Genomic DNA, 12,440 nt, shown 5'->3' with positions numbered 1-12,440 from the left:
CGATGCATAATCCAGCTTCCCCCGCTGGTGTGACCGTGCATCAGCGACGGGCGTTGAACCGCCTGATCGTCAATTTTGCAGTGGGGTTTGGGGTTTTTCTGCTGGGCTTCGTGCTAAGCGAGCCTGCGCCCTATGAAGTCTATATGGCGGGGTTGATTGCCGTTGCGCTGCTGTTCGGGCTTCGCCTGAGCAGAACCAACCTCGTTCTTCTGGCTATCCTCGCGGCGTTCAACTTTGGCGGTGTCATCTCAACCTTGCAGATGGCCGACCTTAAAACAGCGCCGCTCTATATCGCTGTCTCGCTGTTTCTGGCTTTTACCTCGGTTTTCTTTGCCGCAATGATCGAGATGGATTACCGGCGGCTGCAAACAATCTTCAAAGCCTATCTTTTTGTGGGCCTTATAGCTGCGTTTCTCGGCATTGTTGGGTATCTCAACCTCTTCCCCGGAGCAGACCTCTTCACGCGCTACGGGCGCGCCAAGGGCGCATTTCAGGACCCGAATGTGTTCGGCCCGTTCCTCATCCTGCCGCTGAGCTGGAGCGTCTACCGCATTCTGACCGGACGCGCGCGCGATATGCTGGTCTATCTGCCTGCCGCCGCCATTCTGACGCTCGGAGTCCTGTTCTCGTTTTCACGCGCAGCCTGGGCCATGGTGCCCCTCGCCTGCTTGGTAATCCTGCTTACCCTGTGTCTGCAAGCCAGCAATAACCGCTTTCGCTTACGCCTGATCCTGATTGCATTATTGGCAGTTGCCGCTGTAGCGGTGGGATTGCTGATCCTTATTGAAATCCCCGGCATCGGTGATTTCTTTTTGCAGCGCGCGCAACTCGAACAAAGCTATGACGCCGACCGCATGGGGCGGTTTGCCCGTCACTGGTATGGCATGGTGCTTGCCACGCAGCATCCGCTCGGCATCGGACCGCTGGAATTCGGCCCGATGTTCGGAGAGGACACGCATAATAACTGGCTGAAAGCCGCACTCGATTATGGATGGATCGGCTTCACAGCCTTCGTCACGCTAACCTTCATGACGCTTGGCATCGGCTTTCGCCTGCTGTTCCGCAACAGGCCATGGCAGCCTTATCTGCTCTGCGCTTATGCCACCTATCTGGGGCATGTGCTGATCGGCAATGTCATCGATACCGACCATTGGCGGCATTTCTATCTGCTGTTCGGGATCATCTGGGGTTGCGCCGGACTTGAATATAAGTACCGGCGCCAGATGGCCATGTCCCGCGCTACCGCGCCAATCGCCCGCCAGCACGCACGCGCATAGGAGCCATCTTGCAGTCCATCATCTACGCTGCCGCTGCTATATGCGAAATCGCCGGTTGTTTTGCTTTCTGGGCCTGGCTGAAACTCGACAAATCACCGCTCTGGCTCATTCCCGGCATGGCGTCGCTGGCGCTCTTCGCCTATTTCCTGACGCTGATCGAGAGCGACACGGCAGGCCGCGCCTATGCGGCCTATGGCGGCATTTATATTGTCGCATCCATTGTGTGGATATGGGTGGCCGAAGGTGCAAAGCCAGATCGCTGGGATATCACCGGCGCATGCGTGGCTCTGGCGGGCACCTGCAGACTGTCCAGACTTTGCCGGGGCCTATCCCAATATGCCTTGTTCTCTACGCCCCCCACGGGACGGTGAGATAACGGGAACGAGTTTCATGAGTTCTCTTTCGGCAAAGAAAAATCCGCCTCAGTGGGCGGCTGTTTAGATTTGCACCATGTTTTATGTTGGCTTAACTTATAAAATCTAAGCCGCCATCGGCTGCACTAGCGGAGATATGGATGCAAGGTATCGGTGGAATGACGGACAGCTTACCATTTGATTTCGATCCTGATCTTTATTTGCGCCTCAACCCGGACGTAGCGCAAGCTGGCGTTGATCCTGTTACCCATTATCAATGCTTCGGGCGCCAAGAGGGGCGTCTCTATTTGGCGAACGCATCCACACGAAGCGGCATAGCGATGCTGGCCAGTGAAGCGGTAAGCGCCTTAGAGATTGGTCCATTTTGCAATCCGGTTCTTATAGGAGAAAACGTATCATACTTTGATGTGCTGACGCGGGCAGACCTGATCAAGCGTGCGAATGAAATCGGCTATGATATCAAACACGCGCCTCACATCGATTTCGTATCACCTAACGGCGACCTTTCCATTGTTGATCGCAAATTTGACGCGGTACTGAGTTCTCACTGCATTGAGCATCAACCGGACTTTATACGGCATCTGAACGATGTCGCTAATCTTCTTAATGAAGGCGGCGCGTACTTCCTCATCATTCCAGACAAGCGATACTGCTTCGATGCGGGGATTGAGGTTTCAAGTATCGCCGAAGTCGTTGCCGCTCACATCGAAGGCAGAAAAGTTCACTCATTGACGAGCGCCATCGAACACTTTGCCTTGACCACGCACAATGACCCTCCCCGTCATTGGGAAGGCAACAGCTTCGATGACACGTACGAAAATGCCGTTCTATCGCGTATCAAACTTGCCGTCCAAGCTTGGGAGGGAGGCAAGGGTGGATATATCGACGTGCACGCATGGCAGTTTACGCCCACAACTTTTCGAGAGATGATCACCCGTCTATGCAAATTGAACTATATTGGTCTGGTTGCCGAGGAAGTTCACGAGACCGCACTGGGCTCAAATGAATTCACCGCTATTTTGAGAAAACCCAAACAGCATTCCGTAATAACCGCCTAGCCGCGATTGATCCATTTTCTGGGTCATGCATCATAGGTGGAAGCACACAGCCTGCTATCAGGATGATCGTAATCCAGTAAATCAGCGTGTCGAGAATTGAGCCGCTTTCTATCCGACAGTTTCGCTATGTTAGGCTCTGTTTCCGTTTCGGTTGACACTGGCAAAGAAAAACCGCCTCAAGGGCGGCGTCTAGATGTTGATGGATTGTGGGCCTGAATTACAATGCTGATTTATTCTGACCAATAGTAATCAATAGGCTTTTTTTGGCGTCGCTGTCTTATTAAATCGGAGCTCCAGAATATCTCGGAATTTTACTTCCAACAAGTTGTGGCTAATTGCGGCCAGAATAGTGGTCGTTGCAAAGGCCAGCACAAATATGCCCCAGTTGTTTTTAAATATTGGAGAAAACTCGGCCAGTTGAGTACGCAATGATATAAGCGTGTAAATGGTCAGCGACTGAAATGCATAAAACGAATAGCTGATGCGCCCCATCCACACAATCGGTCGGAATATTGGTCCAGGGACCGAGCCAATACAGGCCGACGCAAAAATAGTAATAGCGATAGAAGGAACTGCTATATAGTGCGCGGTTATATAGCTAGTCCCTGTGAGTTGTGGAAAAGATAATGCCAAGGCGAGAACTATCAACGCGACAACCAGCACGAATTTAGGTGAACGTATCCTGACGTTATTAGCGAACATAAGCCCACTCGTCACCCCGACCAAAAATTCAGGCAACCTATATACTGGCGCTGAATAGAACACAATTAATGGAACAGTCGGAGGGAACGCAACATACGCCAATCCTACCACCGCAGATGCCAACACAGAGATTACAGTTATATGGAATAAACGTCGGTTACTTAAATCTACCGTTAGTAATATGACGAGTGGCAATACTGCGTAAAAGAAAAATTCAACTGAAATAGACCAACTAGCTCCGTTATTCCAAAAATGGAACGTAGACGGAAACCAAGCTTGTATCATCAGAATATTCGTTGTTATCAAGAGCGCACCTAGCAAGACGTTCGGTTTCTCAGAGCCGAACAGCCATGGAATAGTTGCGAGCGCGGCGAAGAAATACACCGGGTAAATACGAAATATTCTACTTTTGAAATAACTTCCGAAGCTTCTTGGTGACCTAGTTAGTGAGATTGCGAGAACAAACCCAGAGAGGATGAAAAACAAACTCATCCCAACCGCTCCTTGCGAGAGCAACCGGTCAAAAGTTTGCCCTGCTACTGCCAACGGCCATCGGATATGTATGTGAAAAATGAATACATAAAATGCCGCAAGAAACCTTAAGGCCGTGACTGCCATCAGCTCGTCAGAATTCCGCATCTAGCCCCCAATGCAATCATCAATGCGAATAGACCGATTTCTACTTGCTTTGCAAGCGAGTTGGCATCTATTCGCATCTGATGATCTGCAAAAACTCACAATGTTTGTACAGAAAGCAGTTCGTTTGCCCTCGCCTTACAAAACAAATCCGCCCCACCAGAACGAGCAGCGGCCAAAGCTCATGATCAGACCGGAACATGTTTACTGTCAGGAAAATCTGGCGCGTTCGAAAGAGCTGCGTAGCCATGATTGTCTCAACCTGACTGGCCTCTTCGACGGTCATTCGCTCCGATAGCGTGACAGCTGGTAGAATAGTGACCGGGACAATCTCAATGACTTCTGGTGGTGAATAGTTTTCACCATCAAAAAGCCAACCGCCCATCACCTCGGAAGAACAGGTCCTAAACTGTGATGCAATGGAAGCATGAAAGGCGTCTGCTGGTTTGATGCCGCTCGGTAATTCAACAACTTCGGCTACGACACCAGAATCAATTCGCGCATATCTGTTTACCATATCACCACGCCACAACCACTAAGCCGCCAGCGCCACCACTGATATTCATATCCCCACCCGAACCGCCATCTGGGGGTGAATTGCTAGGTTGAATGATGCTGATGACGGGAGAACAGAACGGGAAAATCCGTCGGGCTTTTGGTGCCGAACTGTTCCACGCCGTGCATCTGTGTGCATTTTGTTCCGTTTTGAAGTTTTTACAGCTTGCGAGGTAATCCTTTATATTCTAAGGCTTTCCCCGGCTCGGAGCGTAGCGCAGCCCGGTAGCGCACTTGACTGGGGGTCAAGGGGTCGTGGGTTCGAATCCCGCCGCTCCGACCATTTCCCTTCCCCTTTATTGTTTTCCTTTCACAATCTCCGCTTTGCGGGGAGCGTCAAAATGTTTTAACTCCACCGTGAAACATGCGGAGGAGTTCAAGCTTGAAAAACGTTCTGATTACCGGCGGCAGCCGTGGCATTGGCAAGGCAACGGCGTTGCGCTGTGCAGCAGACGGTTGGTCGATCGCCCTCAATTATGCAGGAAACGCTGCAGCCGCAGCGGAAACCACCGACAGCTTGAAACGTGCGGGCGCTGAGGCCATCGCCCTGCAAGGCGATATTTCACGCGAAGAGGACGTGCTTTCCATTTATAATCGCGCAGAGCAGGCGTTCGGCGCACTGCACGGCGTCGTGCTCAATGCAGGCATCGTCGCGCAGACCATGCCGCTTGCCGACATGAGCGCGGAACGCCTGCGCACCATGTTCGATGTCAATGTTTACGGCACTTATCTCTGCGCACGCGAAGCGGCGCGCCGCCTTCAGCCAGGCGGTTCCATCGTGATCGTTTCCTCGATGGCGGCAAAGCTCGGATCACCGTTCGAATATGTCGACTATGCGGGCGCCAAGGGCGCGCTCGACACTTTGACCATCGGCCTCTCTCGTGAGCTTGGCCCCAAGGGTATCCGGGTCAATGCGGTCCGCCCGGGTCTCATCGAAACGGAAATCCACGCCAGCGGCGGCAATCCCGACCGGGCAGTACAATTGGGGGCCGGAACCCCGATGGGGCGAGCCGGAAAAGCCGAAGAAGTCGCTGAAGCCATCTACTGGTTGCTCAACGACGCCCCCGGCTACACGACCGGCTCGTTTATCGATGTCGCGGGCGGACGCTGATCGCGATTACGTGTCCCTCAACTGGTAGGTTTCAGGCGTATAGCGATATGCCGCGCCATCCTTCTCCACATAAGCCACCGCCGGAAAAGGCAGGTGATATCCGATGAAAGGCAAACGCTCGGTCGCCAGCATGTCCAAGACGCGTTTGCGCGTCACGACGGCGGCCTCCTTGTCCACATCGAATGCCACGTGCCACTCGGGCCGCTGCATGGTGATGATAAAATGATTGGTGGTGTCGGAAATCAACATCAGCTGCTTGCCGCCGGATTCGATGCGGAATATCAAATGGCCCGGTGTATGCCCGAAAGCTGCAAGAGCATTGATGCCTGAAACAACTTCGCTGTTGTCTTCCAGAAAGGTTATTTTCTCGGCAAGCGGCTTCACATTCTTGCCGACAAGCTCGGCACCGCTCTTCATCGGGCTATCCAGCCGCGCAGGATCAGTCCAGAAATCAAACTCCTTCTGTCCGGCTGCATAACGAGCATTGGTGAAAGCAGGTTTGCCGTCTTCCATGAGACCGCCAATGTGATCGGCGTGGAAATGGCTCAGCACCACGAGCGAAACATCCGAGGCCTTGTAGCCCGAAGCCTCCAGTGAACTGATAAGCTTGCCCTGTCCACTCGCGCGCGCCCCGGCACCCATGCCAGTGTCGAAAAGCACGAGGTCCTTGCCGGTATTGATCAGCACAGGTGTAAAGCTGTTCACGAACCGGCCAGCAGGCAGCATGTTCTGTTCAAGCAGCGCTGCCACTTCCTTCGGATCCTGCTCAAACCCATAGATTTTCTCAATGTCCTCGCCTGCGCGGCGTCCATCGGACAGCGTGGTGATTTCAAATTCGCCGAGCTTAAAGCGGTGGAAACCCGGATTTTCGACTTGGGACGGTTTTTGCACGTTGGAACTGCCCGTTTCGGCTGCCGCTCTGGCGAGGTCCAGCGGCGAAAGCGCCAATCCCGCACCGGCAGCAGATGCTGCAACAATAAAATTACGTCTTGAGATAGTCATGGATCAATCTCCTGGCATAATCTGTGAGTAAGAATGGCAGGATAACCGAAAATAACCGCCAATCTACGACTGTGGCGATCAAGTTTATGTTGGCAGAAATATCCTTATGCACCCCTTGCCACAAGACAAACGAAAGCTTATCTAGTTGGCGCGCGGGACGACCCGCGCCAGTGTTCGCATAGGGGACGGCCCCATAGGAGTATCCTATGTCACGGCCAATCGAACAATTCGCCATCAAGCGCATCGTCAGGTCCAGACTTACTGGCGGCCACTCGGCCAGCATTGGCGATTTCGCGCGCTTCACGTTCTCGCAACCGGCAGAGCGAACCACATCTGACCTTTAGAAACTGATTCATCGAAACAGTCTAAGTCTTTGATTTTACCTATTTCCAAATATGGAGCACTCACAATGGCATGGGTCTATCTGGCTATCGCCGGCATCCTTGAGGTCGTCTGGGCTTTCTTCATGAAAAAGTCGGAAGGCTTCTCGCTTCTGACGCCCAGCATCATCACACTGGTCACAATGATCGGCAGTTTTCTACTGCTTTCAATCGCCATGCGCACGCTGCCTCTTGGCACGGCCTATGCGATCTGGACTGGTATCGGCGCAGTCGGCGCTTTCGTCGTCGGCATCTTTATTCTTGGGGAAGCCGCAAGTTTCTTCCGCGTTGCAAGCGTTATGCTCATCCTCGCGGGCATCATCGGACTGAAACTCTCGTCCAGTTGACGATAAAAAAAGGGAGGCTCCTGCCTCCCTTTTCACTTTCTGCTTGGCTCAGCGCACCTGATCCAGCAAGCGCTTGCATTCCAGAAGATCAAAAAGCGCTTCCTGCAAAAGCGAGCGATTGTCCTTGGAGGGGCGCTTGCCATCAGCACCAATGGGGCCGTCATCTTCGCCCTTCAACAAGCCGAACAGCTTGCGCGAGGGCTGCGGTGCCTTGATGCCGCTTGGCAGGGCCATTTCATTGTCGGCAGCTTCTTCCGCTGCACGCTTGTCAGCCGCAGCCTGTTTCTGGCGTGTGATGACTTCAATAGCCTGCACATCGCCGTTGCCAAGAGCAATGATGAACTGTGGATTGTTCTCGCGCAGCAGACGCTGCACTCCCTTGATCGTATAGCCTTGATCGTAGAGCAGATGGCGAATGCCCTTGAGCAGCTCGACATCGATTGGACGATAATAGCGGCGACCGCCGCCACGCTTCATAGGCTTGATCTGTGTAAAGCGCGTTTCCCAGAAACGCAGCACGTGCTGGGGAAGATCGAGATCCTCCGCAACTTCACTGATCGTCCTGAATGCATCAGGGCTCTTGTCCATCCACCTGCCCTTTCCAGCAGCAACGGCCCGCTCACCGAGCGACCCGTATAGGCTTTGAAATTCCACTTGCGGTCCGCACGATACGCAGACAGTGACAATAAGGCGGAATGCCACCAGTTTTTCAAAAACCGTGGCCTACTTATACTGTCCGAACGCCGATTGAAACCCGATGGCGTTTCACGCTGAAACTCTTTCCGAAAAGCCTATGCGCTTTCGGATTCGAATATTAGCGAAATGATTCGTTCCACTATATCCATTATATAATATCAGAGCTTTATACGCATCCCTTCACATGGGTGAGGCACAGTAGCTCGCCCTTAAATACGGCTCAGGCGAATTTAAAAATGCGAAGCTGCTCCACCTTGCAGCGAAGCAGGCCATCCATCACCGATGTAAAAGGAATGAAGACGGCAGCGTAAACCCGTCAATACGCGCCCTGCGCCAGAACGCGCAAGCCGCGGCTTTCAACACCTGAGCTGAAAAAACAAATGCCGCCCGAGGAAACTGGGGCGGCATCAATCCGTATTATTTGCTCTTGGTTTCGCGCTTCTGATGTTCCTGCAGAATGCGCTGCTTGAGAACATTCGAAGCCTTGAAGGTCATCACGCGTCGCGGAAGAATTGGCACTTCTTCACCGGTCTTCGGATTGCGACCGATACGCTCGTTCTTGTCGCGGACCTGAAAAGTGGCAAATGACGACAGCTTCACTGTTTCGCCATTGACGATTGCGTCACAGACCTCGTCGAGAATCATCTCGACCAAAGCCGCCGACTCCGTTCTGGAAAGACCGACCTTCCGGTAAACAGCCTCTGCCAGATCAGCCCGCGTGACCGTTTTACCTCCCATAACCGAACCCACCTGGTTAGCGTTTGAACAGATAATATCCTTACGTGACAGGACGTTACACAAATAAAAGCGGCTCGGTCAAGCCGCGAGTTCCCTCGCGGCGGATCAATTTTATTGCTTTTCTTTTCTGATCCGATTCCGAACGTGACAGAGCGCCCCTGTTTTGGGGCAATTGGCTTACCAGCGCAGCAAAACCGCACCCCACGTAAATCCGCCGCCCATGGCTTCGAGAAGCACGAGATCGCCCTTCTTGATCCGGCCATCCGCAACGGCTGTGGCCAGCGCCAACGGCACCGATGCAGCCGAGGTATTGCCGTGCCGGTCGACAGTGATGACGACCTTGCTCTCGGCGATATTCAGCTTCTTGGCCGAAGCGTCGATGATGCGCTTGTTCGCCTGATGCGGCACAAACCAGTCGATATCGTCTGCCGTGAGGCCCGTTTCAGCGAAGGAAGCTTCAATAACATCGGTGATCATGCCGACAGCGTGCTTGAAAACTTCGCGGCCTTCCATGCGCAGGTGGCCGACGGTCTGCGTCGTCGAAGGACCGCCATCCACATAGAGCTTTTCCTTGTGGTTGCCGTCCGAGCGCAGATTTGCAGCCAGAACGCCACGGTCCGAAGTCAGACCCTTGCCTTCGGCAGCTTCCAGAACCACGGCGCCTGCACCGTCGCCGAACAGAACGCAGGTCGTGCGGTCGGTCCAGTCGAGAATACGCGAGAAAGTTTCCGCGCCGATGACCAGAACGCGCTCGGCCATACCGCCGCGAATATAAAGATCGGCGGTCGTGATGGCATAGATGAAGCCGCTGCACACGGCCTGCATGTCGAAAGCAAAACCGGAGGTGATGCCAAGCTCACGCTGGATTTCCACAGCGCTGGCCGGGAATGTGTTGTTCGGCGTCGAGGTGGCGACCAGAACAAGATCGATATCCGATGGCTGCAAACCTGCATTTTCGATTGCCGCACGCGCGGCGGCTGCGCCCAGCGAAACCGTGGTTTCATCATCGCCCGCAATATGGCGTTCGCGAATGCCCGTGCGCTGCACGATCCATTCGTCCGAGGTCTCTATGACACCCTCAAAGTCGGTGTTTTTCATGACCCGCTTCGGCAATGCCGAACCGATACCCCGCACGACAGATCGTATCATTTTTTATTCCTGTCCTCATATACGAACGGAACGAGGCTGTTGCCCGCACCGTCGAAATCCGCGCCCACCAGAGGGGCAAATAATTATTTGGCCGCTTCGCCGCCTTCACTGGACGAAACATGCGGGTGACTGTGGTGAAAATGCGCCAGATCGGCTTCAATCTTCTCCAGAAGACGATTGCGCACCATGTCGTAGCCCACTTCAACCGCCGAGCAGAAGCCTTCAGCATTCGCGCCGCCATGGCTCTTGATGACGATGCCGCTCAAGCCAAGGAACACACCGCCATTGACCTTGTTCGGATCCATCTTTTCGCGCAGGCGATCAAAAGCGCCCTTGGCAAAAACATAGCCGATCTTGGCCAGCAAAGTGCGGGTCATAGCCTGGCGGAGCAATGTCGCCATCTGACGCGCCGTGCCTTCGGCAGCTTTAAGAGCGATATTGCCGGTGAAGCCTTCGGTCACCACAACATCGACGCTACCTTTGCCGATGTCGTTGCCTTCCACGAAGCCGGAATATGCCAGACCGTCCAGCGGTGTATCGCGCAGGATCTGACCGGCTTCCTTGATCTCGTCGAGACCCTTGACCTCTTCCGTGCCGACATTCAGCAGGCCGACCGTCGGCTTGCGCACTTCAAACAGCGCCCGCGCCATGCCAGCGCCCATCACAGCGTAATCGACCAACTGGCGTGCATCGGCGCCGATCGTCGCGCCGACATCCAACACAATGCTTTCACCGCGCAACGTCGGCCAGATGCCCGCAAGCGCTGGACGTTCAACATCCGACATCATCCGCAGGCAGAATTTCGACATGGCCATGAGTGCGCCCGTATTGCCCGCAGAAACGCAGGCATCGGCTTCGCCGGTCTTCACGGCCTCAATGGCCTTCCACATCGTGGACTTGCCGCGCCCATTGCGCAGAGCCTGGCTCGGCTTATCGTCCATACCAATGGCAACTTCACAGGCACGAAACTCGGATGCGGCCTGCAACTTCGGAAAGCGCGCCAACACCGGCTCAACCTGTCCGGCCAGACCGAAAAAAATAAAACGCATGTCGGGATGGCGCTCAAGCGCCCTTGCCGCGCCGGGGACGACCACTTCAGGACCGAAATCACCGCCCATCGCGTCAATCGATATTTTTACCACTCTTGATTATTCCTGTTCGATCCCTGCTCCCAGGCCGCGCTCAAGACGCGGCAGGGTTTTTGGCGAAAATAGTGGTTTTACGTTGCCGTACAACAATATTTTCTCAAACTCGTCGCAAATCACCGTTGATCACGGCTTCTTGTGCCATTCAGACAGCTTTGCGAAGGGCGACTCTGGCTTGTCATCCTCATCATCCGCATCCCCAAAAACCTGGGGTTCGGCATCGTCCGGCAGACCGGGCTTGCGCGGATAAGGATCGATTGCCAGTTCGAAAAACTCTTCCGCAACCGCGCCGACGTCGATCCGGTCACCGACAAAGGTTTCCGGACTATCGGCGCCATCGGCATCGAGCAGCATTTCGCCGCTCTCGTCGAGCTGAACGCGGGCCAGACGCGAATTTTCCGGAACGAAGATCGTGTCAACTTCTTCTGCAATCACATTGGTCAGCGGTTCCAGCGTGGTGACGCAGGCCTGCACGATCTCCGCATCGATGCGTCCGCGCACGCGGATGCCGTCCTTTTTCCACGGTGTCAGCAGAAATTCGGCCGAAAACGAATTCACCGCCTCAAGCGCATGGCTGGCGGCGAGCTGAGCGCGCTCTTTCTCATCGGTGCCAATTGTTACTGTCACGCCCTTCTGGGGCAGGTGCAGAACCGGAACGGGATAGCTCAGCGCCGGTTTGTCAGTCATTTTGTTTTGCCTCTTCGGTATTGTCATGCGTCAGCGCCAGATCGTCGGCATCCATAAAGGAAATCTCGCCAGCCACCAGTGTACTATCGTCGATTGCCCGCAATCGGTCGCGACAACGCAGAACATATTCGCCTAAATGGCGAGCTTGTGGCCAGAATTCCAGATCGGGCCGAATATTTCGCGTCAATGCAGCGGCAAGCGCTTCCGCATCGTCGGTATCGAGCGCCGCGCCATAAGTGGCCACACGGCCATAAAACATACGGGCAAGTTTTTTCATGCGTTTTGGAACGCCCTGGTCGCCGATTCCCAGTTCGCGCAGCGAGTGGTCGACATCCTTGAAAAACTCGTCGGCCACTTCCTGAGCAAGCGCCATCAGCGCGGAATTATCACCCCGCATACGATGCAGTGTCAGGAAAATATGCACCGACAACATCTCGTACCGGCCAAGTGGCGTATCCGGCACATGAAATTGTGCATAAAACCGTTTTTGCCGCGCCGCTGCCACGATCGCCTCGTACACGCGGAGCACGATAGCCTCATTGGCCTTCGATTTGCGGCGGAAAAGTTGGAGAATCATCCCTGT

General features: G+C 54.2%; 15 protein-coding genes and 1 tRNA gene. 7 read left to right on the top strand and 9 right to left on the bottom strand.

The genetic code is table 11. From position 1 onward, the window contains the following. Window positions 1-2 precede the first annotated feature (2 nt). From FGI60_RS14935 to FGI60_RS14925, 3 genes are all read left to right on the top strand, one after another. Complete coding sequence (locus FGI60_RS14935) at window positions 3-1,277, top strand: O-antigen ligase family protein (RefSeq protein ID WP_138785923.1); 1,275 nt, start codon at window positions 3-5, stop codon at window positions 1,275-1,277. Window positions 1,278-1,285: 8 nt separating this feature from the next. Then, window positions 1,286-1,648 carry a YnfA family protein gene (locus FGI60_RS14930; RefSeq protein WP_138785876.1) on the top strand — a complete coding sequence of 121 codons (363 nt, stop codon included), beginning with the start codon at window positions 1,286-1,288 and terminating at the stop codon, window positions 1,646-1,648. Window positions 1,649-1,791: 143 nt separating this feature from the next. Further along, the gene (locus FGI60_RS14925) at window positions 1,792-2,709 is read left to right on the top strand and encodes a class I SAM-dependent methyltransferase (protein WP_235889823.1); all 918 of its coding nucleotides are present in this window, start codon (window positions 1,792-1,794) and stop codon (window positions 2,707-2,709) included. Window positions 2,710-2,958: 249 nt separating this feature from the next. Here the strand turns inward: FGI60_RS14925 and FGI60_RS14920 are convergent, their stop codons facing one another. Next, a complete protein-coding gene (locus FGI60_RS14920; protein ID WP_138785875.1) occupies window positions 2,959-4,050 on the bottom strand; it encodes an acyltransferase family protein in 1,092 nt (363 codons plus the stop codon). Window positions 4,051-4,117: 67 nt separating this feature from the next. Beyond that, entirely contained in the window at window positions 4,118-4,564 is a 447-nt protein-coding gene (locus FGI60_RS14915) for a hypothetical protein (RefSeq protein WP_138785874.1), read from the bottom strand. Window positions 4,565-4,808: 244 nt separating this feature from the next. Between FGI60_RS14915 and FGI60_RS14910 the strand changes: the two genes are divergently transcribed. Further along, a tRNA-Pro gene (locus FGI60_RS14910) sits at window positions 4,809-4,885 on the top strand. 99 nt (window positions 4,886-4,984) lie between these two features. Further along, window positions 4,985-5,713, top strand: coding sequence for an SDR family oxidoreductase (locus FGI60_RS14905; protein ID WP_210238446.1), 729 nt, complete (start codon window positions 4,985-4,987; stop codon window positions 5,711-5,713). A gap of 6 nt (window positions 5,714-5,719) precedes the next feature. Here FGI60_RS14905 and FGI60_RS14900 read toward each other — a convergent pair whose 3' ends face one another. Further along, entirely contained in the window at window positions 5,720-6,715 is a 996-nt protein-coding gene (locus tag FGI60_RS14900; RefSeq protein ID WP_138785872.1) for an MBL fold metallo-hydrolase, read from the bottom strand. A 206-nt stretch (window positions 6,716-6,921) separates the two neighbouring features. Here FGI60_RS14900 and FGI60_RS26295 point away from each other — a divergent pair, with 206 nt between their 5' ends. Together FGI60_RS26295 and sugE are read left to right on the top strand one after the other, a co-directional pair. Beyond that, on the top strand, window positions 6,922-7,059 hold the full coding sequence (locus FGI60_RS26295; RefSeq protein WP_171058777.1) for a hypothetical protein: 138 nt from the start codon (window positions 6,922-6,924) through the stop codon (window positions 7,057-7,059). A gap of 65 nt (window positions 7,060-7,124) precedes the next feature. Next, window positions 7,125-7,442 (top strand): quaternary ammonium compound efflux SMR transporter SugE, encoded by a 318-nt coding sequence (sugE, locus tag FGI60_RS14895; RefSeq protein ID WP_138785871.1) that lies wholly within the window; start codon window positions 7,125-7,127, stop codon window positions 7,440-7,442. Between the two features lie 48 nt (window positions 7,443-7,490). Here the strand turns inward: sugE and FGI60_RS14890 are convergent, their stop codons facing one another. The 6 genes from FGI60_RS14890 to FGI60_RS14865 all read right to left on the bottom strand — a co-directional run bounded on the left by FGI60_RS14890 (window position 7,491) and on the right by FGI60_RS14865 (window position 12,434). Further along, window positions 7,491-8,030 (bottom strand): MerR family transcriptional regulator, encoded by a 540-nt coding sequence (locus FGI60_RS14890; protein WP_138785870.1) that lies wholly within the window; start codon window positions 8,028-8,030, stop codon window positions 7,491-7,493. A gap of 525 nt (window positions 8,031-8,555) precedes the next feature. Continuing rightward, the gene (locus FGI60_RS14885; RefSeq protein WP_078340512.1) at window positions 8,556-8,876 is read right to left on the bottom strand and encodes an integration host factor subunit alpha; all 321 of its coding nucleotides are present in this window, start codon (window positions 8,874-8,876) and stop codon (window positions 8,556-8,558) included. Between the two features lie 177 nt (window positions 8,877-9,053). Further along, the gene (locus tag FGI60_RS14880; protein WP_138785869.1) at window positions 9,054-10,025 is read right to left on the bottom strand and encodes a beta-ketoacyl-ACP synthase III; all 972 of its coding nucleotides are present in this window, start codon (window positions 10,023-10,025) and stop codon (window positions 9,054-9,056) included. An 83-nt stretch (window positions 10,026-10,108) separates the two neighbouring features. Continuing rightward, window positions 10,109-11,167, bottom strand: a complete 1,059-nt coding sequence (gene plsX / locus FGI60_RS14875; protein WP_138785868.1) for a phosphate acyltransferase PlsX — start codon at window positions 11,165-11,167, stop codon at window positions 10,109-10,111. 129 nt (window positions 11,168-11,296) lie between these two features. Then, entirely contained in the window at window positions 11,297-11,857 is a 561-nt protein-coding gene (locus FGI60_RS14870) for a YceD family protein (protein WP_138785867.1), read from the bottom strand. After that, on the bottom strand, window positions 11,850-12,434 hold the full coding sequence (locus FGI60_RS14865; RefSeq protein ID WP_138785866.1) for a ubiquinol-cytochrome C chaperone family protein: 585 nt from the start codon (window positions 12,432-12,434) through the stop codon (window positions 11,850-11,852). Before FGI60_RS14865 ends, FGI60_RS14870 begins: the two co-directional genes overlap by 8 nt. Window positions 12,435-12,440: the final 6 nt, after the last annotated feature.

The sequence above is a fragment of the Brucella haematophila genome, from assembly GCF_005938105.1.
GTDB lineage: Bacteria > Pseudomonadota > Alphaproteobacteria > Rhizobiales > Rhizobiaceae > Brucella > Brucella haematophila.
The sequence above is the reverse complement of the archived record's forward strand: the minus strand, read 5'-3'. Positions and strand labels throughout refer to the sequence as shown.

What these genes read in the sequence shown, in the direction of transcription:
- FGI60_RS14935 (WP_138785923.1), top strand. Translation starts at nt 3, where the DNA reads ATGCATAATCCAGCTTCCCCCGCTGGTGTGACCGTGCATCAGCGACGG.
- FGI60_RS14925 (WP_235889823.1), top strand. Translation starts at nt 1,792, where the DNA reads ATGCAAGGTATCGGTGGAATGACGGACAGCTTACCATTTGATTTCGAT.
- FGI60_RS14920 (WP_138785875.1), bottom strand. Translation starts at nt 4,050, where the DNA reads ATGCGGAATTCTGACGAGCTGATGGCAGTCACGGCCTTAAGGTTTCTT.
- FGI60_RS14915 (WP_138785874.1), bottom strand. Translation starts at nt 4,564, where the DNA reads ATGGTAAACAGATATGCGCGAATTGATTCTGGTGTCGTAGCCGAAGTT.
- FGI60_RS14900 (WP_138785872.1), bottom strand. Translation starts at nt 6,715, where the DNA reads ATGACTATCTCAAGACGTAATTTTATTGTTGCAGCATCTGCTGCCGGT.
- FGI60_RS26295 (WP_171058777.1), top strand. Translation starts at nt 6,922, where the DNA reads ATGTCACGGCCAATCGAACAATTCGCCATCAAGCGCATCGTCAGGTCC.
- sugE (WP_138785871.1), top strand. Translation starts at nt 7,125, where the DNA reads ATGGCATGGGTCTATCTGGCTATCGCCGGCATCCTTGAGGTCGTCTGG.
- FGI60_RS14890 (WP_138785870.1), bottom strand. Translation starts at nt 8,030, where the DNA reads ATGGACAAGAGCCCTGATGCATTCAGGACGATCAGTGAAGTTGCGGAG.
- FGI60_RS14885 (WP_078340512.1), bottom strand. Translation starts at nt 8,876, where the DNA reads ATGGGAGGTAAAACGGTCACGCGGGCTGATCTGGCAGAGGCTGTTTAC.
- FGI60_RS14880 (WP_138785869.1), bottom strand. Translation starts at nt 10,025, where the DNA reads ATGATACGATCTGTCGTGCGGGGTATCGGTTCGGCATTGCCGAAGCGG.
- FGI60_RS14870 (WP_138785867.1), bottom strand. Translation starts at nt 11,857, where the DNA reads ATGACTGACAAACCGGCGCTGAGCTATCCCGTTCCGGTTCTGCACCTG.
- FGI60_RS14865 (WP_138785866.1), bottom strand. Translation starts at nt 12,434, where the DNA reads ATGATTCTCCAACTTTTCCGCCGCAAATCGAAGGCCAATGAGGCTATC.